The sequence below is a fragment of the Streptomyces sp. NBC_00390 genome (assembly GCF_036057275.1).
GTDB lineage: Bacteria > Actinomycetota > Actinomycetes > Streptomycetales > Streptomycetaceae > Streptomyces.
Genome location: NZ_CP107945.1, coordinates 6318199 through 6342062, shown reverse-complemented (window position 1 = coordinate 6342062; position 23864 = coordinate 6318199). Strand labels below are relative to the sequence as shown.

Here is a 23864-nt window from a genome sequence, read left to right as displayed (position 1 = left end):
CGCTCCCCCTCTGCACCCTCGAAACTACGCACGACGTAAGGGGCGCGCTAGCAAGGCAGGCTTTACTTACTTGGAGTCAGGCGGGTGACAGAAACGTTTCTTCCGACTCGTGGGCCTCGGGAGGTGGCAGGAATCCACGAACACGCGCTCTGCGCGCGAAAGGGGTGACGCGTTGAGGCTGCCTGCATGCGATCCCGTCTCTGCCGAGTCGGCCGCGCTCCGGGAGCGAGCTCGCGGCGCACTGCTCGGGCTGGCCGTCGGGGATGCGCTCGGGGCGCCGGCGGAGAACATGCGGCCCTCCGAGATCCGCCGCAGATGGGGGCGTATCGAGGGCTTCGTGAGCGACGACCCGGCCGGCACGGACGACACCGAGTACGCGATCTTCTCCGGGCTGCTGCTCGCCCGGCACGGCTCGGCGCTCACCGTGGCGCATGTGGAGGCGGCATGGCACCACTGGATCGCGGATCTGGACGAAGGACCGTTCCGAGGGGCGGGGTTCAGCGAACGCGGCACCCTTGAGAATCTGCGCAGGGGCCTCGCCGCCCCCATCTCGGCCCAGCACCGGCACGCCTGGAGCGACGGTCTCGCCATGCGGGCGGCGCCCTTCGGCGTCTTCGCGGCCGGCCGGCCCGCCGAGGCGGCCCGGCTGGTCGCCATCGACGGCTGCGTCAGCCACGACGGCGAGGGCATCTACGGCGGCCAGGCCGTGGCCGCCGGAGTGGCCGCGGCGATGGCGGGCGCGGGCCCGGCCGGTGTGATCGGCGCGGCGCTGTCGGTGGTCCCCATGGACTCGTGGACCGCGCGCTCCATGCGCCGCGCCGTCGTCGCGGCAGGGCGGGGGGACTCCGACCACCGCACCCGCGAACGGACGGTCCGCTCCGCGGTCGTCATCGGCGGCTACCCGTGGACGGACCTCGCCCCGGAGGCGGTGGGGCTCGCGTTCGGCGCGTTCGCGGCGGCGCGGGGAGACTTCCGTACGTCCGTGCTCACGGCGGTCAACATGGGCCGCGACGCCGACACGACGGCGGCGGTGGCCGGCGCGCTGGCCGGAGCGATGTCCGGGGCCTCCGCGATCCCGGCCGAGTGGGCGGCGGCGATCGGTTCGGTCAGGGGAAGCTGTCTGCCCTCGATGGCGGGCTACCACGTCCTGGACATCGCGGACCTGCTCACTCCTGACGACGACACCGAGGCCCTGTCATGACCCCGCGTCCCCTGGACCCCGACGGCACCCAGCCCCTGCCGGCCTGCGCCCCCGACGACCGGACCACGGCGGCGCCGCCGGTCGCGGACCCCGGCGGCGGGCGTGCGGCGCCGGACGACGGCCGGCCGCCCGGCAACCCGCCGCCCGCACCGGCCGGCCGGGAACCCGGCGGGACGCCGGCCCCTGGTGACCCGCCCACGTCCGCGGCCGCCCTGGACGAGATGCACCGGACTCCGCGGGCACCGAGGGGCGCCGGGCCCGGCCGAACCCCCGACACCGTGGGGGACCACCGCACCCGCCCCGGTGACACGCCCGTTTCGGGCTGGGGGTATCTGCCCGGGGAAGCCGTCGGGGAGGCCGCCGTCGGGGACATCCCCCGGCTGCCGCCCCGGCCACAGGCGACGCCCGTGCACGTGTACGCCCCCGTGGCCACGGGGGCACCGGCCCGCGACCGTGCGGTGCCCGCCGCACCCGTCACCCACCGCGACCGGATCGAGGGACTGATCCTCGGGCTCGCCGCAGGGGACGCCGCCGGGTGGCCCGCCGCCCGGCACCGCGCCGCGCGGATGCCCGAGTGGACCCGCCGGCTCACCCGTGAGCTCGACACCTTCGCCGAGCAGAACGCGACGACCACCCTCCCCGTCCCCATCGCCCTCAACCAACCGCCCGAGCCGCTGCGCCTCGGTCCCTCGGACGACGCGGAGTGGGCCGCCTTCGCCGCCGGGACCGTACTCACCGCCGGAGGTGCGCTCTTCCGTGGTCTGCCCCCCGGCCGGCGTACGCGCGCCGCCATCGATCTCGCCTGGAACTCCCTGGCCGGCCAGGTCGCCGCCGCCGCCGAGAGCGCGCCCGAGGTCGAGGCCGCCGTACTCCCGCTGCGTGCGCGGATCTCGGTGCGCGCGGGGCTCGGCAACCTCGCCACCGGGCTGCGGCCGCCCGCCACCGGGCACGACAACCCCCACTACTTCGACGACGCCGCCTGTGTGAGAGCCGTTGTGCTCGCGGTCGTCCACACGGGCGACCCGGCCGCCGCCGCCGTGCTCGCCGAGTTCGACGCCCGGTACACCCAGGACGGGGACGGTGTGCACGGCGCCCGCGCCATGGCCGCCGCCGTGGCCGCCGCGCTCGGCGGGGCATCCGTCGACGACGCCGTCGACGCGGCGCTGGCCGAACTCCCCGAGTCCAGCGAGATCAGCCGCAACTCCCACCACGCGGTCAAGCTCGCGCGCGCCGCGGACGGCGCCTTCGAACTCGTCCCCCTCCTCGAGCACCAGATCGTCGACCACGTCTACAGCTACGGGATCGCCGCCGCCGAGACCGTCCCGGTCGCCCTCGCCGTCGCGACCGCCGCCCGCGGCCGGGTCGCCGAGGCCGTACCCGCGGCCGTCTGCCTGTCGCGGGTCGCCGACTCCGCCCCCGCGCTCGCCGGAGCACTCACCGGGGCGCTCGGCGGCGGGAACTGCGTACCCGTCACCTGGCGCGACGCCTGCCGCACCCTCGCGGGCTGCGCTCTCCCCCGGCTCGCCGGGACGGATCTCGTGGAACTCGCCGGGCTCCTGGCAGACACGGAACTGACCACTACTGGTGGACAATTCCGACATGACGACGACGACACTCGAGACGCTCGCACTCGATGACCGGATCACGGGAAGCCTCATCGGAGCGGCCGTCGGTGACGCGCTCGGCGGCCCCGTAGAGGGCTACACCCCTGAACAGATCGTGGAGCGGCACGGCGGCCGCATCCACGGAATCGTCGGCCCCTGGCACGGGGACCGGTGGCGTACGGCCCGCCCGATCGCCCCGTACCACAAGGGCGACGGACACATCACGGACGACACACTCATGACCCACGCGCTCATCCGGGTGTACACGGCGGTACGCGACCACCTCGACGCCTACGCCGTCGCCGACCACCTGGTCCCCGACCTGATCTCGAAACCCCGCTGGATCCCGGAGCTCGAGGCGGAGGCCCTCCCCCTGCAGCGGATCTTCCTGGCCGAGAAATGGCTGGTCAGCCGCCTCCACTACGGACACAACGACCCGCGTGAGGCGGGCGTCGGGAACATCGTCAACTGCGGTGCCGCGATGTACATGGCCCCCGTGGGTCTGGTCAACGCGGCGCATCCGACGGCCGCTTACGCCGAGGCCGTCGACATCGCGGGCGCGCACCAGTCCTCGTACGGGCGGGAGGCGGCCGGCGTCTTCGCGGCGGCGGTCTCGGCGGCGTGTGCCCCGGACGCCACCCCCACCACGGTGGTGGATGCCGCGCTGTCCCTGGCCAAGGACGGAACGCAGGCCGCCATCGAGTCGGTGGCCGAAGCAGCCGCCCGCCACACGGACTTCGAAGCGGCCCTGGTGCCGTTGCGGGCGGCGATCGCGCCCTTCGACACGGTCGGCCCCGACTACCGCACCCCGTCCATGGGCGCGCGCCGCCCGTCCCGGCTGCACTCCATCGAGGAACTGCCGATCGCGCTCGGCATGCTCCTGGTCAACGGCGGCGACTACAGCCGTACGGTGCTGTCGTCGGTCAACTACGGCCGTGACTGCGACTCGATCGCCACGATGGCGGGGGCGATGGCGGGCGCGCTTAACGGGGCGTCGGCGGTCCCGGAGGAGTGGGCGAAGCGGGTCGCCGAGGCGAGCCGTATCGACCTGCACGAACCGGCGGCGGCCCTCACGGCCGTGACCCGCGAGATCTACGCCCTGGACGTGGAACGCCGCCGGGCCCACGAAGCGGCGTTCGCCCGTCTGACGGACCCGCGATGAGTCTTCGCCTCACCTGGGTCCAGCCCGAGGATCTGATCGGCCATGAACTCCGCCAGGCGACGGAGGACGGCCGCGACGCCTCCGCCGTCCGCACCCGCTGGCTGCTCGCGGGCGGCGCCCTGTCCCCGCCGAGGGCGGGCGCGTCCCCGGACCCGGCCCCACCGGAACTCCGCGCCCTGGCGCTCGCGCTCCTGGACGAACTGGCCCATCTGCCGTCCCCCATGGCGGAGGCCGAGCCGGCCTCGCTGGCGGCGATCATGTCCGCATGTCCCGCCTGGCCCCCGAGCGGCGGCGGCTCCGGGCGCGAACGCCTCGCGGGCCCCCTGCATGCCGCCTGGCTGGGCCGGGCCGTGGGGTGCCTGCTCGGCAAACCCGTCGAGAAGCTCCCCCTGCCCGCCATCCGCGCCCTCGCCCGCGCCACCGGCAACTGGCCGCTTGCCACCTGGTTCACCGCCAGGGGCGTACCTGACGATCTTGCCGCCGCGCACCCCTGGAACCGGCGCAGTGCCGCGAACAGTCTCGCCGAGAACATCGACGGGATGCCCGAGGACGACGACCTCAATTACCCCCTCCTCGATCTGCTGCTCCTGCAGCGGCACGGCAGGGCGTTCACCACCGAGCAGGTCGCCCAGCTGTGGCTGGACGAGCTGCCGGCCGGGCGGACCTTCACCGCCGAGCGGGTCGCCTACCGCAATCTCCTCTCCGGTCTCGAACCCCCGCTCACCGCCACCCACCGCAACCCCTTCCGGGAGTGGATCGGCGCCGCCATCCGCGCCGACATGCACGGCTGGACCAATCCCGGCGACCCGGCGGCCGCCGCGGCGCAGGCGTACCGGGACGCGGCGCTCACGCACACCGCGAACGGCGTGTACAGCGCGATGTTCACCGCGGCCGCCGTCGCGGCAGCGGCCGGTGGCGGCGCCGACGTGCACCGGGCCATCGCGGTGGGCCTGTCCGTCGTACCGCCCCGCTCCCGGCTGGCCCGCGCCGTCCGCTTCGGCGTCGAAGCGGCCCGTACCGAGGCCGACTTCGACGACGCCGTGGACCGCATCCACACCGCCTACGGCTCCTACCACTGGGTCCATGCCGTCCCCAACGCCGCCCTGCTCGCCGCCGCCCTCACCCACGCCGACGGCGACTTCGGCGGCTCGGTCTGCCGGGCCGTTTCCGGCGGCCTCGACACCGACTCCAACGGTGCCACGGCCGGTTCGATCGCCGGACTGCTCGCCGCTCACCCCGACGCTCTGCCCGACCGCTGGACCGCCCCCCTCAAGAACCGGCTCGCCACCTCTGTCGCCGCCTTCGACGGCATCGGCTTCGACACCCTCGCGCAACTCACGCACCAGGAGGCTCTCCGCCCATGACCGGCATCGTGGTGCTCGGCAGCACCAACATGGATCTCGTCGCCTATGTCGCCCACGCCCCCAAGCGCGGAGAAACCGTCACGGGACGCGAGTTCCGTACGATCCCCGGTGGCAAGGGCGCCAACCAGGCGGTGGCCGCCGCCCGCGCCGGCGGCGAGGTCACCATGATCGGCGCGGTCGGCTCGGACGAGTTCGGCTCCCTGCTGCGCCACACGCTCGAGTCCTCCGGTGTCGACACCGATCTGCTCCGTACCGCCGAGGGCCCTTCCGGCACCGCCCATATCGTCGTGGACGACGACGGCGGCAACTCCATCGTCGTGATCCCCGGCGCGAACGGCACCGTCACCGCCCTCGCGCCCGGCGAAGAGGCCCTCATCGCCACCGCCGACACTCTGCTCCTCCAGCTCGAACTCCCCCTCAGCGCCGTGCTCGAGGGTGCCGAGGCCGCCCGCAGACACGGCGTGCGCACCGTTCTCACCCCGTCTCCCGCCCAGCCGCTGCCGCCGGAACTCCTCGCCGTCACCGATCTGTTGGTCCCCAACGAGCACGAGGCTGCCACCCTCGCGGGCCTCGCCGACCCGCACCAGGCGATCGTGGCACTGCTGCGACAGGTCCCCGAGGTCGTGATCACGCTCGGCCCGGCCGGCTGTCTCTACGCCACCCGGGACACGGCGAACCCCGTCACCGTGCCCGCCCCGAAGGTCACCGCCGTCGACAGCACCGCCGCCGGGGACACCTTCGTCGGCGCCCTCGCCGTCGCGCTCGGTGAGGGCAGACCGGTCCCCGAGGCCCTGACCTGGGCCTCGGCGGCAGCCGCCCTCTCCGTCCAACGCCCTGGAGCCACGTCGTCCATGCCCTACCGCACCGAGATCGACGCGGCCTCATGACCCCGCCGCTGCAGGGCCTGCGCGTCCTGGACCTCGCCACCCTCTTCGCCGGCCCGATGTGCGCCACCCTGCTCGGCGACTTCGGCGCCGAGGTGATCAAGGTCGAGCATCCCGCCAAACCCGACCCTTCCCGGGGGCACGGCCCGGCCAAGGACGGCGTCGGACTGTGGTGGAAGGTGCTGGGCCGCAACAAGCGGACCATCACCCTCGATCTGTCCACGCCCGGCGGCCGCGCGACCCTGCTGCGCCTGGCAGCCACCGCCGATGTCGTCGTCGAGAACTTCCGCCCCGGCACCCTGGAGAAATGGGGCCTCGGCTGGGAGGAGCTGAGCCATGCCAATCCCCGGCTCGTCCTGACCCGGGTCACCGCCTTCGGGCAGTTCGGCCCCTACTCCCACCGGCCCGGCTTCGGCACGCTCGCCGAGGCCATGAGCGGCTTCGCCGCCATCACGGGAGAGCCGCAGGGCCCGCCGACCCTGCCGCCGTTCGGTCTCGCCGACTCCATCGCCGCACTCGCCACCGCCTACGCGGTGATGACCGCGCTGACCGCTCGCGACACGACCGGCCGCGGCCAGGTCGTCGACATGGCGATCATCGAGCCGATCCTGGCCGTGCTCGGACCGCACCCGCTCTGGTACGACCAGCTCGGCTACCTCCAGCCCCGCACCGGCAACCGCTCCCGCAACAACGCCCCGCGCAACATCTACCGCACGGCCGACGGATGCTGGCTGGCCGTGTCCACCTCCGCCCAGTCCATCGCGGAACGCGTGATGCATCTGGTCGGACGCCCCGAACTCATCGACGAGCCCTGGTTCGGCACCGGAACCGGCCGCGCCGAACACGCCGACGTGCTCGACGAGGCCGTCGGCGGCTGGATCGCCCGGCAGACCCGCACCGACGCGCTGGCCGCCTTCGAGAAGGCCGAGGCCGCCATCGCGCCGGTCTACGACATCCGCGATGTCATGGACGATCCCCAGTTCCAGGCGCTGGACACGATCACCGAGGTCCCCGATCCCGAACTCGGGCCGCTGCGTATGCAGAACGTCCTCTTCCGGCTCTCCGACACCCCCGGCGCCATCCGCTGGGCCGGCCGCCCGCACGGCGCCGACACCGAAGAGGTCCTCGCCGAACTGGGTCTGACCCCCGCCGACATCACCGCACTCCGCATCCAAGGCGCGCTATGACTCTCCCCCTCACCTTGCTGTACGCCCCCGGTGACCGCCCCGACGTCGTGCACAAGGCCCTTGGCTCCGCAGCCGATGTCGTGATCGTCGATCTGGAGGACGCGGTCGGTCTCGGCCGCAAGGAGTACGCCCTCGCCGCCACGGCCGAACTCCTGTCCTCGCCCCAGCCCCTCCCGGTCCATGTCCGCATCAACACCCCCCATGACGTCGAGACCCTCGCCGGACTTCCGGGTCTCAGTGCGTTGCGTGTCCCCAAGGTCGCATACGCCACTGACATTCAGCAGATCGCGGCGCGGGCACCTGGCATCCCGCTGTACGCCCTGCTCGAATCGGCGCTCGCAGTCGAGCACGCGTACGCCATCGCCACCGCCCACCCGGCCCTGCACGGCATCGCGCTGGGCGAGGCCGATCTCCGCGCCGACCTCGGCGTACGCGGAGACACCGGCCTGGACTGGCCCCGCACCCGGACGGTGATCGCCGCGCGCGCCGCCGGTCTCACACCCCCGACACAGTCGGTCTTCCCCGACATCGTCGATCTCGACGGTCTCTACGAGTCCTGCACCCATGGCCGCGCCATCGGCTTCCTGGGCCGCGCGGCCATCCATCCCCGCCAGCTCCCGGTCATCGAGCGCGCCTTCCGGCCCACCCCGCACGAGATCGAGGCCGCGGAGGAGGTCGTCAAGGCGGCCGCCGCGGACGCGGGCGCGCTCGCCCTGCCGGACGGCCGTTTCGTCGACGCCGCGATCGTCGCGGCGGCACAGCGCACCCTCGCGCTCGCCCGGCGCGAGGAGTCCTGAGCGCCCGGCCGGGAACGCGAAGACCGCCGGAGCGATCACCTCCGGCGGCCTTGTGGCTCAAGCGGTACGGTCAGCTCTTCCCGGCCGACTCCGCGTCCGCGTCCTTCTGGGCGGCTTCCGCGGGCTCGGCGTCCGTGGGCCCGGCGTCCGCTGCGGCTTCGGCCGATTCCGCTCCGCCGGAGCCGCCGTCGCTGCCGGCGTCGCCGTCCCCGGCCGCCTTCGACGACGCCTTCGTCAGATCCGCGGCGGCCGGCTCGACGATCTCCTCGCGCCCCGGACGCCGTCGGGACGAGATCACGATGTACGCCACCGCCAGGGCGAAGACGATGATCGAGGTCCACACGTTCAGCCGCAGGCCCAGCACGTGGTGCGCCTCGTCGACCCGCATGTACTCGATCCAGCCGCGGCCCGTGCAGTACGCCGCGACGTACAGCGCGAACGCCCGGCCATGGCCCAGGGTGAAGCGCCGGTCGGCCCAGATGACCAGCAGCGCGACGCCGATGCACCACAGGGACTCGTACAGGAACGTGGGGTGGTACAGCCCGGCCTCGCGGTTCACGCCCTCGGTGATCTTGACGGCCCAGGGCAGATCGGTCTCCTTGCCGTACAGCTCCTGGTTGAACCAGTTGCCCCAGCGGCCGATCGCCTGCGCGAAGGCGATTCCGGGCGCGATGGCGTCCGCGTAGGCCGGAAGCGGGATGCCCCGGCGGCGGCAGCCGATCCAGGCGCCGACGGCGCCCAGCGCGATGGCGCCCCAGATACCGAGGCCGCCCTCCCAGATCTTGAAGGCGTCGACCCAGTTCTCACCCTCGCTGAAGTACAGCTGGTAGTCGGTGATCACGTGGTAGAGCCGGCCGCCGACCAGGCCGAAGGGCACGGCCCATACGGCGATGTCGGCCACGGTGCCGGCTTTGCCGCCCCGGGCGATCCAGCGCTTGTTGCCGTACCAGACGGCCACAAAGACGCCGATGATGATGCAGAAGGCATAGCCGCGCAGCGGGAGCGGTCCGAGGTGGATCACTCCGGTCGACGGGCTGGGAATGTAGGCAAGGTCCATGGCAGGACCGACGCTACCTTGCCGGGTGGACCGTACGGCAACCCACCCGGCAACGTCTGGGTAACGAGCGGTGGTTCAGGAGGCCGAGGCGGACGGGCTGCCGCCCACCCCTGCACCGGGGGCCGGACTGGGCCGTTCGGTGCCGGGTTTCTTGCCCTGGTTCGCCTCGTCGACCCACTTCTTCAGGTTGGGGACCGACATCTGCTCGCCGTTCTTCGCGGGGAAGATCGATTCCCCGTTGAGCAGCACGGTCGGTGTACCGCGGAAGCCGCCGTCCTGGAAGGCGGCGTTCGACTTGTTCACCCAGGCGTCGTGCCTGCCCTCGTTCACGCAGCTGCGGAACTCGGGGGTGTCCAGGCCCTCGACCTTGCCCGCGAGCTCGATCAGCTTGCCGTTGTCGGCGAAGGCGTCGACCGTCTCCTGCGGCTGATTCATGTAGAGCACGTCGTGGTACTCGGGGAACTTGCCGGCGTCCTGGGCGCACGCTGCCGCGTTCGCCGCGCGCAGCGAGCCGGTACCGCCCATGTTCCCGTCGATGATCGTGGCGAGGTGGTACTCGACCTTGATCTTCCCGGCCTGTTCCAGCTCGCGGATGGTGTCGCGCGCGGCGTTCTCGAACGCCGCGCAGGCGGGGCAGCGGAAGTCCTCCCACACGGTGAGGGTGGACGGGGCGTCGCTCGCGCCGACCGGGATCGCCAGCTGGTCCTTGCCCTGCACGCCGGCCGGGGCGAGCAGGGGACCCGAGTCGGACCCGCCGCCGGAGTCCTTTCCGGCATTGGCCGCGATCAGGCCCACCACGGCTGCCAGGCCCAGGACGCCCACCACTGCGCCGGCCACGATCAGCGTCCGGCGGCGCTTCTCGCGCGCCTTGTCCATCTCGCGTTCCTGCTGGAGCCGCTCGCGTGCGGACCGATTTCGTTCAGGTTTCTGACTCACACACCAGCAAACGAACCGGGGAGGCATGCAGCATGCCTCCCCGGTCGCCTTTCCACCCGTACGGGCTACGGCCGACCTGCAACGGGCGCGCGCTACGAGGAGCGGCGCACGCCCCGGGCGAGATCGCCCGCCAGTTCCCGTACGGCCTTGAGACCGGCGCTCTCGTCCGGTGCGTCGAGGATCCGCTTGACGAACGCGGATCCGACGATCACCCCGTCCGCGAAGGCCGCGACCTCGGCGGCCTGCGCCGCGTTGGACACGCCGAGACCCACGCAGACCGGAAGTTCGGTGGTGGCGCGGGTACGCCGTACCAGGTCCTGGGCCTGCTCGCCGACCGACTCACGGGTGCCGGTGACGCCCATCAGGGACGCGGCGTAGACGAATCCGGAGCCGGCCGCCGTGATCTTGGCCAGCCGGGCGTCCTTGCTGCTCGGGGCGACGACGAAAACGGTGGCGAGACCGTGCTTCTCGGCGTGCTCCCGCCACTGCCCGGCCTCCTCGACCGGCAGATCCGGCAGGATGCAGCCCGCGCCGCCGGCCTCTGCCAGCTCGGCGGTGAAGCGCTCGACGCCGTACCGGTCGACCGGGTTCCAGTACGTCATCACCAGGACGGGCCTGCCGGTCGCGGCGTGCGCCTCGCGGACGGTGCGCAGCACATCGGCGATCTTGACGCCGCCGCGCAGGGCGATGTCGTCCGCCGTCTGGATGACGGGGCCGTCGAGGACCGGGTCGCTGTGCGGCAGCCCGACCTCCACGATGTCGGCGCCCCCGTCCAGGACCGCCTTGACCGCCTCGATCCCTCCGTCCACGGTCGGGAAGCCGGCCGGGAGGTAGGCGATGAGCGCGGCCCGGTTCTCCCTCTTCGCCGCGGCGAGGGTGTCGCTCAGCAGCTTGATGTTCCCGCTCACTTCGCATCCCCCTGGATCTCGGCGGCGCCGTTCTCGGCGGAGGCGTCGGCCTCGACCTGGGCGTCGGTGTGGTACAGCCCGAAGTAGCGGGCGGCCGTGTCCATGTCCTTGTCGCCGCGGCCGGACAGATTGACCACGATCAGTCCCTCCTTGCCCAGCTCCCGGCCCACCTCGAGCGCACCGGCCAGGGCGTGCGCGGACTCGATGGCCGGGATGATGCCCTCGGTGCGCGACAGCAGCCGCAGCGCCTGCATGGCCTCGTCGTCGGTGACCGCGCGGTACTCCCCGCGGCCGATGTCCTTGAGGTACGAGTGCTCGGGGCCGATACCGGGGTAGTCGAGACCGGCCGAGATCGAGTACGGCTCGGTGATCTGGCCTTCCTCGTCCTGGAGGACGTAGGAGCGCGAGCCGTGCAGGATGCCGGGCTCGCCCGCGGTCAGCGTGGCCGCGTGCTCCCCGGTCTCCACGCCGTGGCCCGCGGGTTCGCAGCCGATCAGACGGACGCCGGTGTCCGGGATGAAGGCGTGGAACAGGCCGATCGCGTTCGATCCGCCGCCCACGCAGGCGATGGCGGCGTCGGGGAGGCGGCCCGCGCGCTCGAGGATCTGGCGCCTGGTCTCCACGCCGATGACGCGGTGGAAGTCGCGCACCATGGCGGGGAAGGGGTGGGGGCCCGCGACCGTACCGAAGAGGTAGTGGGTGCGGTCCACATTGGCCACCCAGTCGCGGAACGCCTCGTTGATGGCGTCCTTGAGGGTGCGGCTGCCGGACTTCACCGCGACGACCTCGGCGCCGAGCATGCGCATACGGGCCACGTTCAGTGCCTGGCGCTGGGTGTCGATCTCGCCCATGTAGATCGTGCACTCGAGACCGAACAGGGCGCATGCGGTCGCGGTGGCGACGCCGTGCTGTCCGGCGCCGGTCTCGGCGATGACCCGGGTCTTGCCCATCCGCCTGGTGAGCAGGGCCTGGCCGAGCACGTTGTTGATCTTGTGCGAGCCGGTGTGGTTGAGGTCCTCCCGCTTGAGGAAGACCCGGGCGCCGCCCGCGTGCTCGGCGAACCGGGGCACCTCGGTGAGCGCGCTGGGGCGGCCCGTGTAGTTGACCATCAGGTCGTTGAGCTCGGCGACGAAGGCCGGGTCGGCCTTGGCCTTGTCGTACTCGACGGCGACCTCGTCGACCGCGGCGACGAGCGCCTCGGGGATGAACTTGCCGCCGAAGGCGCCGAAGTAGCCCTCCGGGCCGGGAACCTGACCCTCCGGGTCAGGGATGAAGTAGTCGCTGGACATGGCGACAGTGCTCCTTGTCGGGGGCGGGGCCCCAGAAGTCTGGTGTGGTTGACACGGTATGCGCGCGGCGCCGTCGGCAAGGTGCTCCCTCTGAAGGGCAGGCCCCCAGGCCCCCGTACGGCCCACGGCCGTCTGCCAGGTCGCTCGCCGGACGGGCAGGATCTCCCGCCTGGGGGGCGGAGATCGTGCCCGGGAGGACGACGACCGGAGCGGCCGAATCAGGCGTGCGGGCGTTCGAGGCGGTTTCCGGGGGAGAGCCCCGGAATCCGCCGTCGTCGGCACCCTGCAGGGCGGTCCCGGGCAGAGTCCGGCCTCGGCCCCGCCTGCGACAGGCACACGCTTCCGGGCAGGGCCCGGAAACCCGGCCCCGTCGAGGACCGGGGCGTGAGGTCGCGGGCGAAGCCAGGAAACCGGACCCGGTCGCGGACGAGACACAGGATTCCCGGGCAGAGACCGGAGACCTGGACCGCCGACGACCGGGACGCGGGATCCGGGCGGAAGCCGGACCCGGCCCCTGGGGGCCTCCCCTGGACGTAGGTCCGGGGGAGGTCGGTTGCAGGGGTGCGGAGGGCGTCCCCCACGCCCGCCAGGGCGCAGGGGACCTTGGTGACGAAAGGCCGGGTGGGGGAGAACCCCTAGCGGCCGGCGCGCGCGGGCGCGCCGCGCCATCGCATTCCGTTGACCTGGCCCGGCTCGTCCCCGATCACGTAACGGACCCGCCGCCCGTGCACGCGCCGTGCCGGTGCCCGGCAGCCGCGCGGGCGGCATCCGCGGGCGAAACGCGCGTAGGGGTCACGCGACGCGTCCGGCCGCGCGCAGACCGCGGAACCGGCCGAGCCGGGGCTCGTCCGGGTCCGGGCGGGGGCGACGCGGGCGGCAGTCATCGCGGGGGTCAGTCCCTCCCGTGCCGCAGCGCCGGGTGGGCGCCCGCGGCAACCAGGTCGGCGACCGCCGACTTGGGGTCACGGCCGGTGACCAGGGACTCACCGACGAGTACGGCGTCGGCCCCCGAGTTGGCGTAGGCGATCAGGTCGTGCGGACCCCGCACACCCGACTCGGCGATCTTGACGATATGGGCCGGGATCTCGGGGGCGACCCGGTCGAAGGTGGACCGGTCGACCTTGAGCGTCCTGAGGTCCCGGGCGTTGACGCCGATGATCTTCGCCCCGGCCTCGACGGCCCGTTCGACCTCGTCCTCGTCGTGAACCTCGACGAGCGGGGTCAGCCCGATGGACTCGGCCCGCTCGATCAGGGAGACCAGAGCCTCCTGCTCCAGTGCGGCCACGATCAGCAGCACGAGGTCGGCGCCGTACGCACGGGCCTCCCACAGCTGGTACGCGGTCACGATGAAGTCCTTGCGCAGCACCGGGACGTCGACCCGGGCCCGGACGGCCTCCAGGTCGGCGAGCGATCCGCCGAAGCGGCGCTCTTCGGTGAGCACGGAGATGACGGCCGCGCCGCCCGCCTCGTAGTCCGCGGCAAGACCGGCCGGGTCGGCGATCGCTGCGAGGGCGCCCTTGGAGGGGCTGGAGCGCTTGACCTCGCAGATCACCTGTACGCCCTCGCCGCGCAGTGCGGCGACGCCGTCCTTGGCCGCGGGAGCCCTGGCGGCGCGCTCCTTGAGCTCGTCGAGGCTGACACGCGCCTGCCGCTCAGCCAGGTCGGCGCGCACACCTTCGATGATCTCGTCGAGCACACTCACGCGAGCGGCCCCCTTCCGGGACGGTGATGATGGTTCAGGATCAGCCATGTCGATGGTATCCGCAGGAGGGCGCCGGGCTCGCATCAGGCCGTCGTCCGTCCCACAGGCTGGGACTTCACGGCGCGAGTCCCGCACCGAACGGCAGGTTCCGCACCACGCTGAAGATCAGGACGACGCCGCCGACGGACCACCACCAGGCGCGCGGGAGCGAGATCCGCAGGGGCCTGGCCTGTACGGCGCGAATCAGCCACATCGCCCACACCACGGCGAAGATCACGTAGCCGGCGACGGCGACGGCATTGGCCCCGAGGGCGGTGGCCAGGTCCCCGTTGATGAACGCGTGGGCACTGCGCAGTCCGCCGCAGCCGGGGCAGTAGATCCCGGTGAACCGCACCAGCGGGCAGACCGGATAGTGCCCGGGTTCATTGGGGTCGACGGTGCCGACGTACGCGAAGGCCGCGGCGACCGAGACGATGGCGCCCACGGGCATGGCCACGCGACGCGCGAGCGGAACGTGTCGCGCTCCGGGTCCTCCTGCCGGGCGGGGCACCCCCCACGCCGGACCGCCCGCCGAGCCGGGGTGGTGCTCTCCGGGCACGTGCGCCTGCGACGGGGGCTCACCGGCAGGAACGGGCCCGCAGGCCGGTACCGCCCCGTGGTCGGGACCGCCGGAACCATGCGCCGTTCCGCGCTCGTGCACGGGCGCGGGCTCGTGCCCGGCCAAGGGAGCGTGCTCGGGCGCGGACGCAGGCCCAGGCTCGTGCGCGGGCTCAGCGCCCGGTGTCGAGCCCACGGGCCCAGGGTCCCGGTCGGTGGGGAAAGGCATGGCGTCCACCCCGTGATTCTCTCCGTCGGCACACGAAGGCGCAGCCCGGCAGCGCCGGGCTGCGCCCGATGAACAAGCCTGCGCGGCAGGGTCAGGCCGCGCTGCGGGCCTCGGCACCGGCGGCGCGGTCGCGGGCCTGGACCACGGAGTCCGGCTCCTTCGGCGTACCGAGGCCGGCCATCTTCATCGCGCCACCGACGACACCGCCGAGGAGGATGACGGCCATACCGGCCCAGAAGCCGAGCGGGCTGTCCGCCACCATGAAGACGCCTGCCACGCAGAAGCCGATGAGGGTGATGATGGAACCGGTCCAGGCGGCCGGGGTGTGTCCGTGGCTGCTGCCCGCCATGTGAATGCTCCTCGTATCTGGTGCTCTGGTGCTCTGTCGTGAGCTGGTGCGCTGTGCTGAGCCGGTCGCTCGCCCATCATTGTCCCGTACGGCAACGACGGCATGATCCGGGGGTCATCCTTCGCGCGTCGGATCCTCACCGTGGTCGAGAGCCCTCCAGAGGTCCTCGGGCCGGTCGGGGTCGACGGCCCGGACCTTGCGGGGCCGCGGGCTGCCGTCGCGCTCGTAGCGGCCGGACATGGCGGGCCACTGCTTGCCGTACCGCAGCGCGAGCAGGCCCGCGAGCAGGATCAGCAGTCCGCCGGCGGCCGTCACGTACGGCCAGGCCGTATGGGTGAGCCCATCGATGGCCGCGGCCGCGTCGCCGGTGGTCCTGGCCGCCTTCTCGTCGAGCGCTTCGCTGTCGGACGCGCCGAGCACGGCCGCGACGGCCGCGCCCGCGCCGCTCACGGCGAGCAGGGCGGAGACGAGCAGCCGGCCGCCGCTGCGGACCGCGAACACGGCGACGAGGGAAGCGAGACCGACGATCGCCAGTGCCGTGGGGACTCCGGTGACATCGCCGCCGTCGGCATCGAGCGGCACCTTTCCGCCGCCGACGGCTGCCGTGCCCTCGGCCCAGATCCGGCCGGCGGCGAGCAGGACGACGGTCGCACCGGCACCCCCGAGGAGCAGGGCAGCGGCCAGACTACGGCGGCTGCCGTCGGCGGTGGAGGCGGCCGCGGGACGGGGCTGGGGTACGGGTACAGCAGTCACGCGTCCACTATCCCCTACCGGTCCGCGTGAGAGTTCAGGCGGTTGGCCGTGTGGACGGCGCGCAGCACCGCGGCCGCCTTGTTGCGGCACTCGTTGTCCTCGCCGACCGGGTCGGAGTCGGCCACCACGCCCGCTCCGGCCTGCACATAGGCCGTGCCGTCGCGCAGCAGCGCGGTGCGGATGGCGATGGCGGTGTCCGAGTCGCCGGCGAAGTCGAGATAGCCGACGCAGCCGCCGTACAGACCACGGCGCGAGGGTTCGAGCTCGTCGATGATCTGCATCGCGCGGGGCTTGGGCGCGCCGGACAGGGTGCCGGCCGGGAAACAGGCGGTGAGGACGTCGAAGGCTGTGCGGCCGTCGGCGACCTTGCCGGTCACGGTCGAGACGATGTGCATGACGTGCGAGTACCGCTCGATGGACATGAAGTCGACGACCTCGACGCTGCCCGGCGCGCAGACGCGGCCCAGGTCGTTGCGGCCGAGGTCGACGAGCATCAGATGCTCGGCGCGCTCCTTCGGGTCGGCGAGCAGTTCCTCGGCGAGCGTCTGGTCCTCCTGCGGTGTGGCTCCGCGCGGCCGGGTCCCGGCGATGGGGTGGACCATGGCGTGCCCGTCCTCGACCTTGACCAGCGCCTCGGGGCTGGAGCCGACGACGTCGAAGCCGTCGAAGCGGAAGAGGTACATGTACGGGCTCGGGTTGGTGGCCCGCAGCACCCGGTAGACGTCCAGGGCGCTCGCCGTGCACGGGGTCTCGAACCTCTGGGACGGCACGACCTGGAAGGCCTCGCCGGCCCGGATGCGCTCCTTGATGTCCTCGACGGCCTCCTGGTAGTCCTTGCCGCCCCACAGCGCGGAGAACTCGGGAAGTTCGGAGGGCGGCAGCGCGGCGGGGGCTGAGGCCAGTGGCCGGGCGAGGTCCGCCTCCATGGCGTCGAGGCGGGCCACGGCGTCCGCGTGCGCCTCGTCGACGCCGGTGTCGCGGTCGTTGTGGTTGATGGCGTTGGCGATCAGCAGGACGGTGCCGTCCCAGTGGTCGAGAACCGCGAGGTCCGAGGTGAGCAGCATGGTCAGCTCGGGAAGCTTCAGGTCGTCCCGCTCGCCGGGGCCGATCTTCTCCAGCCGCCGCACGATGTCGTACCCGAGATATCCGACCATGCCTCCGGTGAACGGCGGCATGCCGGCACCGAGGTCGTGGGTGGGGGTACCGCCCACGCCGCCAGGCGTAGGGGGAGTGTGCAGGGTCTCCACGGTGGCGCGCAGGGCGGCGAGCGGGTCGCCTTCGACCGGGACGCCGACGGGCGGGGTGCCGAGCCAGTGTGCCTGGCCGTCCCGTTCGGTGAGCGTGCCGGCGCTGCGGACGCCGATGAACGAATACCGCGACCAGGAGCGCCCGTTCTCCGCCGATTCCAGCAGGAACGTGCCTGGGCGTTCGGCGGCGAGCTTGCGGTAGAGGCCGACAGGGGTGTCGCCGTCCGCAAGGAGCCGGCGGCTGACGGGGATGACGCGGCGGTCCCCTGCCAGCTTGCGGAAGGTCTCGAGATCCATGGCGCCCGACCCTACTCGCCGAGGGGCAGCACGTCGGCGTCGAAGCAGGTGCGGTCCCCGGTGTGGCAGGCGGCCCCGATCTGGTCGACCTTCACGAGCAGGGTGTCCGCGTCGCAGTCGAGGGCGACGGACTTGACGTGCTGGGCATGGCCGGAGGTGTCGCCCTTGACCCAGTACTCCTGGCGGCTGCGGGACCAGTACGTGCAGCGGCCGGTGGTCAGGGTGCGGTGCAGAGCCTCGTCGTCCATCCAGCCGAGCATCAGCACCTCGCCGGTGTCGTACTGCTGCGCGATGGCCGGGAGCAGACCGTCGGCGCTGCGCTTGAGGCGGGCGGCGATGGCGGGATCGAGGGCGCTTGCGGGGACACTGCTGGTCATGGGGCCATTGTGCCGTGTCGACCGGGCCCTTCGGGCGGTGCGTCCACTGGGCGGACCGGGCGCGCCGGTCGTACGCTGGCGACCATGTCGACCCATGCGAAGCGTGAACGACTTCTGCTCGCCGAACTGTTGGAGACGGCGGGCCCCGAGGCCCCCACCCTGTGCGAGGGCTGGCTGACCCGGGACCTGGCGGCCCATGTGGTGATGCGCGAGCGCCGTCCGGACGCGGCCGGCGGGGTGCTGATCAGCCTGCTGAGGGACCGTATGGAACGGGTGCGGGCGGAGTTCGCGGCCAAGCCCTACGAGGAGCTGATCCAGCTCATCCGTACCGGTCCGCCGCGTATGTCGCCCTACGGGATCAAGCCGCTCGACGAGGCCGCGAACACGGTCGAGTTCTTCGTGCACGCGGAGGACGTGCGCCGTGCACAGCCGGAGTGGACGCCGCGCGAGCTGGACCAGGTCTTCGAGAACGCGCTGTGGTCGCGGCTCGAGAAAGGGGCCCGGCTGCTGGGACGCAAGTCGCCGGTCGGTCTGGTGCTGCGCCGGTCGAACGGCCAGACGGCGGTGGCCCACCGCGGCGTCCCGGTGGTGACGGTGACCGCGGAGCCGGGCGAGCTGACGATGTTCGCGTTCGGGCGGCAGGACGCTGCGCGGGTGGACCTGGAGGGGGACAAGGACGCGATCGAACGGCTGCACACGGTCAGGCTGGGCGTGGGGATGTAGCGCCGCGGGCGGCAGGCTCCCGTTCCGGGGTCTTGGCGTCGGGGGCACGTCCGACGACGGGGAGGTCGGGAGTGCGCATCCGGACGGCGGCATGCTGATGGACGGTGGCCGCGGCGGTGGCGTGCAGGGCGGCCAGGGCGGGGCGAGGCCGCCGCCGTACGGTTCAGCGCGGCAGCTCGGCGCGGCGCAGGGTCCTCGCGCACAGCCCGTAGATCCCGCCTGCCGCGCAGACCGCCGCGCTGGCCAGGAAGACGGGTGTGGTGCCCCACAGGTCCACGGCGGCGCCGGTGACGGGGAAGCTCAGCGGGGCGAGACCGAGACTGAAGAGGGTGGCGAGCGAGGTGACCCGCCCGAGGTAGGCCGGGTCGGACTCGGTCTGCACAAGCGCGTTGCACAGGGTGCCGCTGAGCCCGGTGAGGAGACCGATCGTCACGGCGACGCCGACCGCGGCCACGACCGAGGGTACGAGGGCGAGGCCCGCCAGTCCGGTCGCGCCGACGGTCAGCACGAGTCCTTGGACGAGTCCGGCGCGCGGCAGCCGGCCCCGTACGGCGAGCATGAGGGCGGTCGCGCCGGAGCCGACGCCGAACCCGGCGAGGATCCAGCCCATGCCGGACGCGCCCCAGCCGCGTTCGTCGGCGAGCAGCGCGAGGCCGACGTTCAGCGGGCCGACGAAGCCCAGGTCACCGAGGGCGATGACGACGAGCAGCGGAGCGAGTACGCGGTGGCGGCGTACGTACCGCAGTCCGTCGGCCAGGTCGCGCCAGGCGGTGGCCCCTGACCGGCCGGCACCGTCGGCGGGCAGCGGGGTGATGCGTACGGCGAGCAGCAGCGGTACGGAGAGCACGAACAGCAGACCGGCCACGGCGAACGCGGTCACCGGGCCGCCGAGTGCCACCGCGATGCCGCCCAGCGGCGCACCGAGGACGGTGGCGGCCCGGGATGCGAGTGAGCGCATGCCCTGGATCCTGGCGAGCTGTCCTGGCGGGGCGATCCGGGGCGGCAGGGCGCCGACGGCCGGCATGAACAGGGCGTCGAGGACGCCGAAGACCACGGCGACGGCTGCGAGCAGCCACAGTCCGGGGGAAGTGACGAGCAGTGCGGCGGCGAGGCCGAGCACGATCAGGCTGCGGGCGGCGTCACTGGCGATGACGACCCGGCGCGGGCCGATGCGGTCGGCGATCACTCCTCCGCCGAGCATCAGCACGGCGCGCGGTACGGCGCTCACCGCCATGACCACGCCTGCCTGGGCGGGGCTGCCGCCGCGGGTGGCCGCCCAGGACAGAGCGAGGTAGTAGATGCTGTCGCCGACGGCGGATGCCGCATACGCGCCGAGCCAGCGCAGCACATTGCCGTCGCGGTAGGCGGGCCGCTCGACGGCCGGCGCCATGGGGGTGTGTACGGGGGTGCCCGCGGCGGACATACCGGTCGGGTCCTTTCAGGTCCTGGAACGGCACACCGTACACATGCACGCCGGCGCTCTCGCGGCCGGCAGTGCCGCCGGCCGCTCCGGCGCTCGTGGCTCAGCGCCGCCTGGCCCAGGGGGCGACCGGGAAGGGCGGCTTCGGCGGAGCCACGTCGAACGCGGCCTCGTGGAACGCCTCGCCGCCCGCGTACGGCGGTGGCGCGTCCGGGCGGCGGTGCGCACCGCGATGCCGGCGGGAACCGAGATACGCGAGCAGGAACCCGGTGGGAATGGTGACCAGGCCCGGCGTCTGCAGCGGGAACCAGTGGAAGTCGCTGTCGGGCAGGAGCGCGATCGGGGTGCCCGACACCGCCGGCGAGAACGCCATCAGGAAGGCGACGACCGGCAGCGTCCCGTACACCGCCCAGCGCACCCCGCCGGCCGTGAAGCCACGCCGGAACAGCGCGTACAGCAGCACCGGAGGCAGCACGGACGACGCGGCGGCGAACGAGAAGGCCAGCATCACCTGCGGATTGCGGCCGTACGTCTGGGCCGACAGCAGCACGGCCGCGGCACCGACCCCGGCCACCGCCCAGCGGGCGAACCGGACTTCGTGCGCCATGGAACGACGGCCGGCGCTCCGCCCGGGCCGGGCGAAGTCACGCGCCAGTGACGAGGCGGCGGCGAGCGTGATCCCGGCGACCGTCGAGAGTGTGGTGGCGAACACCGCGCAGGCCACCACCGCGAAGAGCATGCTGTGCCGCGGTCCGCCCGCTTCCGGGTCCAGCGCCGAAGTGACCAGCAGCAGGGCGGTGTTGCCGCCCGGGTCGGAGGCGTGCAGGAGCTTGCTGCCCACCAGCGCCGACGCGCCGAGCCCGATGACGACCACGCCGGTGCACAGCAGCGCCACCGGACCGACGGCCCAGCCCGTGGCGCGGCGTACGGACCGCGCGCCGCGCATCGGGTGCAGCCTCATGGTGATGTGCGGCATGCAGGCCGCGCCCAGTACGAGGGTGAGCAGGAAGCCGAGCAGGTCCAGCCGACCGGCGAGGTCGTGGCCGAACTGCAGACCCGGCAGGGCGTACGAGCCGCCCTGGCCGCTGCCTCGCTGCGCGGCGTCGAAGAGTGATGCGGGCGACCATCCGAAGCGGCTGAGCACCTGGCCTGCGAGCAGCAGTATGACGGCGACCACGACGAACGTCTTGAGGATCTGGATGTAGCCGGTGCCCCGCATCCCGCCGAAGGCGGAGTAACAGACCATCAGCGCGCCACAGGCGACGGTGCATCCGGTGAGTGCCCCGGCCGGCAGCCCGAACATTGCGATCATGATCCGGCCGGCCGTGGTCAGCTGGACCACGAGCAGCGGGAACAGGACCACCAGCGTGGCGATGCCCAGAGCGCGGCGTACGGAGGGATCGGCCAGGCGTTCGGCGAGGAAGTCGCCCAGCGTGTACACGCCCGTGCGGCGCAGCGGCCGGGCCAGCACCACCATCACCAGGGCCAGTGAGGCCACGCTGGCGCATGCGAAGAGAATGCCGTCGGCGCCGGTGAGGGCGACCGCGCCGGTGGTGCTGAGCAGGGTGGCGGCCGACACGTAGTCGCCGGCGACGGCGAGACCGCCGCCGACCGGGCCGAGCGCCGCGCCGCCCGCGTAGAAGTGCTCGGGGTCGTCCTGGTCGGCGGCGGCAACTCCGCACAGCAGCAGGGAGACTGCGACGAACGCGAGGAAGACGACGAGGGCCAGGGACCGGGCGTCGAACGAGGCGCTCACCGGCCGTGCTCCTTGACGGACACGGGCACGGCGGGCAGAGCGGACGGTGTCGGCATACGGGAGCCGGGAGAGTCATGGCGGGACATGCCCGTACGCCATCAGTACCGGTGCGGTGACGTACAGCAGTCGGCTCCGCCTCGATGCGCGCGCACAGCAGGAGGCCGGAGCGGGCTGTGCGGCGGCACACCCCTCGGCGCGTCAGCTGTCGAGGAGCCGCCGTGCCGCGAGCGCGAGCGACACCTCGACGGCGTCGGAGGGCCGGGACAGGAGTCGCCCGGTGATCTGCTCGAACCGGCGCAGCCGGTTGAGGACGGTGTTGCGGTGGCAGTAGAGCCGGGCCGCGGCGCGCTGCGCGGAGCCGTCCTCGTCGAGCCAGACCGTGAGCGTCTCCACGAGCAGTTCGCGGTCGGCCGGATCGACCCCGTCCAGCGGACCGAGTACGCGTTCGGCGAGCGCGGTGCCCAGTGCGGGTGACGACACGACGAGCGCGGCCGGCAGATGGTCGTCGAGCAGGACGACTCCGCCACCGCGAGGACAGGCGCGCAAAGCGGTGCCCGCGAGTCTGCGGGCGTCGCCGACCGCGGCGAGCCCTGTCACGGCGGAACTGACGCCGACCCGCACGCCCACGGGTGCGGTGAGCCGGGCGGCAAGGCCGGCGGGCGTGAGGGTCTCGGGGACGGCCGGATCCGGTCCCGTCCCACCGCGCACGGGACGTGGACCGCCACGGGCCGGCCTGGCTACGTCGTTCCCCTGTGCCGGACCGCGGTCCGCCTCGGTTCCGGATCTCCCCGCGGCGGGCGCCGACGAGGGTTCCCGGGCCTCCCTGACGGGACACCCGTGGGCCGACGGCACGCGGCCGGGCTCCGTGTCACCGGATCCGCCGCCCGTACCGCCTGCCGCGCGTCCGCCGCCGCGCGCGAGAACGAGAGGCGCCCCGGCTGCCGGTCCGCCGGACGCCCCGGTTCCCGCGCGGGCCGGCCCCGGCACATACGGAAGCAGCCTGTCGCACACGCCTTCCTCGGGCGCGTCGTCGAGCAGCACGACCGCCAGCTCCTCGTCCGCCGACGTGTGCCGGATCGCCCGGGTGCCCGGGGGCAGTGCCATCCGCGCGGGGTGCACCCCGGCGGCCGCGATGACCGCGTACCGCCCGTGCTCCGGCAGGTCCAGCATCGCCGCCGCGTCGGGGAGGTCCGTGATGCGCAGGGTGCCGTCCAGCAGTGCCGCCGTCATCAGCCGGAGCCGGTTCTCACGCCGCCACACCAGGTGCCGCTCCGTACGCCGGTAGGCCTCGGCGACGACGCCGCAGTGTTCGTCGACGAAGTTCCAGACATCCGCCGCGACATGGACGAGCAGTCGCACGTCGTCGGGGTCGTACCGGGCCGTCTCGTCCACCAGGTCCTGCCACACCATCGCGCCGCCGAGCCGGAACGCGTGCTGCACCGCCTCCAGCGGCAGGCCCTGCTCGGCCCGGTTCTCGCCGATCTGCCACGATGTGCGCAGGGCCGCGTCGCGGCACTCCCGCGGCCGGATCAGCGAACCGACGTTGTACCGCAGGGAGCGGTGGATCTCCTGCCACACCTCGTCGGCATCGGTCTCGAGCGCCGCCCGGTACGCCGGTTCCTGCGCGCGCAGCGCCGCGACCAGACGGCCGGTGAGCCCGGCGAGGTCGTCGACGAGCACCTGGGCCGCCCGGTGCAGTACGGCGGTGGCCTCCGCGTCGACCGGCGAGTGCCCCCGCAGCGAAGCGGCCGAGCGCGTACGGAGCCTGCGCACGCGCGGGCTCATGGCGTGGGACATGGCGTGGGACATGGCGGCGGCCTCCGCGGGAGTCGGCTCGCTCCGATGCGCCGGGACAGACAGCCGGACGGCACACCGAATGCTCCTGACCGCCGAGAATGGCATACCGCCCGGTCGGTACCCAGGGGTTTGCCGCATTCTCCTCATTACGGTCCTGCAACTGAGGCCCCGGTCGGGGGCAGACACACGACGTCCGGGCCGGTCGCGGTACGACCGGGCCCGGACGGG

At 73.1% G+C, this 23864-nt stretch carries 22 protein-coding genes; 8 read left to right on the top strand and 14 right to left on the bottom strand.

Annotated elements, in window-relative coordinates; translation table 11 throughout:
- The first annotated feature begins 172 nt into the window (after nt 1–172).
- The 7 genes from OHS70_RS28010 to OHS70_RS27980 are packed head-to-tail and all read left to right on the top strand — an operon-like array spanning nt 173 to nt 8199.
- The gene (locus OHS70_RS28010; protein WP_328401793.1) at nt 173–1201 is read left to right on the top strand and encodes an ADP-ribosylglycohydrolase family protein; all 1029 of its coding nucleotides are present in this window, start codon (nt 173–175) and stop codon (nt 1199–1201) included.
- Nucleotides 1198–2838: an ADP-ribosylglycohydrolase family protein gene (locus tag OHS70_RS28005; protein ID WP_443062671.1), complete on the top strand. Its 1641-nt coding sequence runs from the start codon at nt 1198–1200 to the stop codon at nt 2836–2838. Before OHS70_RS28010 ends, OHS70_RS28005 begins: the two co-directional genes overlap by 4 nt.
- A complete protein-coding gene (locus OHS70_RS28000) occupies nt 2801–3967 on the top strand; it encodes an ADP-ribosylglycohydrolase family protein (RefSeq protein ID WP_328401791.1) in 1167 nt (388 codons plus the stop codon). Before OHS70_RS28005 ends, OHS70_RS28000 begins: the two co-directional genes overlap by 38 nt.
- On the top strand, nt 3964–5331 hold the full coding sequence (locus OHS70_RS27995; RefSeq protein ID WP_328401789.1) for an ADP-ribosylglycohydrolase family protein: 1368 nt from the start codon (nt 3964–3966) through the stop codon (nt 5329–5331). Before OHS70_RS28000 ends, OHS70_RS27995 begins: the two co-directional genes overlap by 4 nt.
- A complete protein-coding gene (rbsK, locus tag OHS70_RS27990; protein WP_328401787.1) occupies nt 5328–6218 on the top strand; it encodes a ribokinase in 891 nt (296 codons plus the stop codon). The genes OHS70_RS27995 and rbsK overlap by 4 nt, the downstream gene beginning before the upstream one ends.
- On the top strand, nt 6215–7402 hold the full coding sequence (locus tag OHS70_RS27985; protein ID WP_328401785.1) for a CaiB/BaiF CoA transferase family protein: 1188 nt from the start codon (nt 6215–6217) through the stop codon (nt 7400–7402). The genes rbsK and OHS70_RS27985 overlap by 4 nt, the downstream gene beginning before the upstream one ends.
- On the top strand, nt 7399–8199 hold the full coding sequence (locus tag OHS70_RS27980) for an HpcH/HpaI aldolase/citrate lyase family protein (protein WP_328401783.1): 801 nt from the start codon (nt 7399–7401) through the stop codon (nt 8197–8199). The genes OHS70_RS27985 and OHS70_RS27980 overlap by 4 nt, the downstream gene beginning before the upstream one ends.
- Nucleotides 8200–8269: 70 nt before the next feature.
- Here the strand turns inward: OHS70_RS27980 and lgt are convergent, their stop codons facing one another.
- The 11 genes from lgt to hisI all read right to left on the bottom strand — a co-directional run bounded on the left by lgt (nt 8270) and on the right by hisI (nt 17940).
- Nucleotides 8270–9256, bottom strand: a complete 987-nt coding sequence (lgt, locus tag OHS70_RS27975) for a prolipoprotein diacylglyceryl transferase (RefSeq protein ID WP_328401781.1) — start codon at nt 9254–9256, stop codon at nt 8270–8272.
- Between the two features lie 75 nt (nt 9257–9331).
- Nucleotides 9332–10219, bottom strand: coding sequence for a DsbA family protein (locus OHS70_RS27970; protein WP_443062670.1), 888 nt, complete (start codon nt 10217–10219; stop codon nt 9332–9334).
- Nucleotides 10220–10284: 65 nt separating this feature from the next.
- On the bottom strand, nt 10285–11100 hold the full coding sequence (trpA, locus tag OHS70_RS27965; protein ID WP_328401777.1) for a tryptophan synthase subunit alpha: 816 nt from the start codon (nt 11098–11100) through the stop codon (nt 10285–10287).
- On the bottom strand, nt 11097–12389 hold the full coding sequence (gene trpB / locus OHS70_RS27960) for a tryptophan synthase subunit beta (RefSeq protein WP_328401775.1): 1293 nt from the start codon (nt 12387–12389) through the stop codon (nt 11097–11099). Before trpB ends, trpA begins: the two co-directional genes overlap by 4 nt.
- Nucleotides 12390–13024: 635 nt before the next feature.
- Entirely contained in the window at nt 13025–13273 is a 249-nt protein-coding gene (trpM, locus tag OHS70_RS27955; RefSeq protein ID WP_328401773.1) for a tryptophan biosynthesis modulator TrpM, read from the bottom strand.
- Nucleotides 13274–13281: 8 nt separating this feature from the next.
- A complete protein-coding gene (gene trpC / locus OHS70_RS27950; protein ID WP_328401771.1) occupies nt 13282–14091 on the bottom strand; it encodes an indole-3-glycerol phosphate synthase TrpC in 810 nt (269 codons plus the stop codon).
- A 115-nt stretch (nt 14092–14206) separates the two neighbouring features.
- The gene (locus tag OHS70_RS27945; RefSeq protein WP_443062766.1) at nt 14207–14581 is read right to left on the bottom strand and encodes a DUF2752 domain-containing protein; all 375 of its coding nucleotides are present in this window, start codon (nt 14579–14581) and stop codon (nt 14207–14209) included.
- 427 nt (nt 14582–15008) lie between these two features.
- A complete protein-coding gene (locus OHS70_RS27940) occupies nt 15009–15266 on the bottom strand; it encodes an HGxxPAAW family protein (protein ID WP_328401769.1) in 258 nt (85 codons plus the stop codon).
- A 114-nt stretch (nt 15267–15380) separates the two neighbouring features.
- Nucleotides 15381–16019: a TIGR02234 family membrane protein gene (locus tag OHS70_RS27935; protein WP_328401767.1), complete on the bottom strand. Its 639-nt coding sequence runs from the start codon at nt 16017–16019 to the stop codon at nt 15381–15383.
- A 14-nt stretch (nt 16020–16033) separates the two neighbouring features.
- Nucleotides 16034–17563: an anthranilate synthase component I gene (locus OHS70_RS27930; protein WP_328401765.1), complete on the bottom strand. Its 1530-nt coding sequence runs from the start codon at nt 17561–17563 to the stop codon at nt 16034–16036.
- Nucleotides 17564–17574: 11 nt separating this feature from the next.
- Entirely contained in the window at nt 17575–17940 is a 366-nt protein-coding gene (gene hisI, locus OHS70_RS27925) for a phosphoribosyl-AMP cyclohydrolase (protein ID WP_328401763.1), read from the bottom strand.
- 84 nt (nt 17941–18024) lie between these two features.
- Between hisI and OHS70_RS27920 the strand changes: the two genes are divergently transcribed.
- Entirely contained in the window at nt 18025–18663 is a 639-nt protein-coding gene (locus OHS70_RS27920) for a TIGR03085 family metal-binding protein (protein ID WP_328401761.1), read from the top strand.
- A 163-nt stretch (nt 18664–18826) separates the two neighbouring features.
- Here OHS70_RS27920 and OHS70_RS27915 read toward each other — a convergent pair whose 3' ends face one another.
- The 3 genes from OHS70_RS27915 to OHS70_RS27905 form a co-directional block, all read right to left on the bottom strand.
- On the bottom strand, nt 18827–20086 hold the full coding sequence (locus tag OHS70_RS27915) for an MFS transporter (RefSeq protein ID WP_328401759.1): 1260 nt from the start codon (nt 20084–20086) through the stop codon (nt 18827–18829).
- Nucleotides 20087–20186: 100 nt separating this feature from the next.
- On the bottom strand, nt 20187–21839 hold the full coding sequence (locus tag OHS70_RS27910) for a sodium/solute symporter (RefSeq protein ID WP_328401757.1): 1653 nt from the start codon (nt 21837–21839) through the stop codon (nt 20187–20189).
- Between the two features lie 198 nt (nt 21840–22037).
- Nucleotides 22038–23648: a PucR family transcriptional regulator gene (locus OHS70_RS27905; protein WP_328401755.1), complete on the bottom strand. Its 1611-nt coding sequence runs from the start codon at nt 23646–23648 to the stop codon at nt 22038–22040.
- Between the last annotated feature and the right edge of the window lie 216 nt (nt 23649–23864).

Excerpts from the sequence above, each read along its gene's own strand:
- OHS70_RS27995 (WP_328401789.1), top strand. The coding sequence starts at position 3,964 with ATGAGTCTTCGCCTCACCTGGGTCCAGCCCGAGGATCTGATCGGCCAT.
- OHS70_RS27980 (WP_328401783.1), top strand. The coding sequence starts at position 7,399 with ATGACTCTCCCCCTCACCTTGCTGTACGCCCCCGGTGACCGCCCCGAC.
- trpM (WP_328401773.1), bottom strand. The coding sequence starts at position 13,273 with ATGACTGCCGCCCGCGTCGCCCCCGCCCGGACCCGGACGAGCCCCGGC.
- OHS70_RS27905 (WP_328401755.1), bottom strand. The coding sequence starts at position 23,648 with ATGTCCCACGCCATGTCCCACGCCATGAGCCCGCGCGTGCGCAGGCTC.
- OHS70_RS27915 (WP_328401759.1), bottom strand. The coding sequence starts at position 20,086 with ATGTCCGCCGCGGGCACCCCCGTACACACCCCCATGGCGCCGGCCGTC.
- OHS70_RS28005 (WP_443062671.1), top strand. The coding sequence starts at position 1,198 with ATGACCCCGCGTCCCCTGGACCCCGACGGCACCCAGCCCCTGCCGGCC.
- OHS70_RS27945 (WP_443062766.1), bottom strand. The coding sequence starts at position 14,581 with ATGCCCGTGGGCGCCATCGTCTCGGTCGCCGCGGCCTTCGCGTACGTC.
- OHS70_RS28000 (WP_328401791.1), top strand. The coding sequence starts at position 2,801 with ATGACGACGACGACACTCGAGACGCTCGCACTCGATGACCGGATCACG.
- rbsK (WP_328401787.1), top strand. The coding sequence starts at position 5,328 with ATGACCGGCATCGTGGTGCTCGGCAGCACCAACATGGATCTCGTCGCC.
- OHS70_RS27920 (WP_328401761.1), top strand. The coding sequence starts at position 18,025 with ATGTCGACCCATGCGAAGCGTGAACGACTTCTGCTCGCCGAACTGTTG.
- trpB (WP_328401775.1), bottom strand. The coding sequence starts at position 12,389 with ATGTCCAGCGACTACTTCATCCCTGACCCGGAGGGTCAGGTTCCCGGC.
- OHS70_RS27970 (WP_443062670.1), bottom strand. The coding sequence starts at position 10,219 with ATGCCTCCCCGGTTCGTTTGCTGGTGTGTGAGTCAGAAACCTGAACGA.
- OHS70_RS27940 (WP_328401769.1), bottom strand. The coding sequence starts at position 15,266 with ATGGCGGGCAGCAGCCACGGACACACCCCGGCCGCCTGGACCGGTTCC.
- OHS70_RS27930 (WP_328401765.1), bottom strand. The coding sequence starts at position 17,563 with ATGGATCTCGAGACCTTCCGCAAGCTGGCAGGGGACCGCCGCGTCATC.
- OHS70_RS27985 (WP_328401785.1), top strand. The coding sequence starts at position 6,215 with ATGACCCCGCCGCTGCAGGGCCTGCGCGTCCTGGACCTCGCCACCCTC.
- lgt (WP_328401781.1), bottom strand. The coding sequence starts at position 9,256 with ATGGACCTTGCCTACATTCCCAGCCCGTCGACCGGAGTGATCCACCTC.
- hisI (WP_328401763.1), bottom strand. The coding sequence starts at position 17,940 with ATGACCAGCAGTGTCCCCGCAAGCGCCCTCGATCCCGCCATCGCCGCC.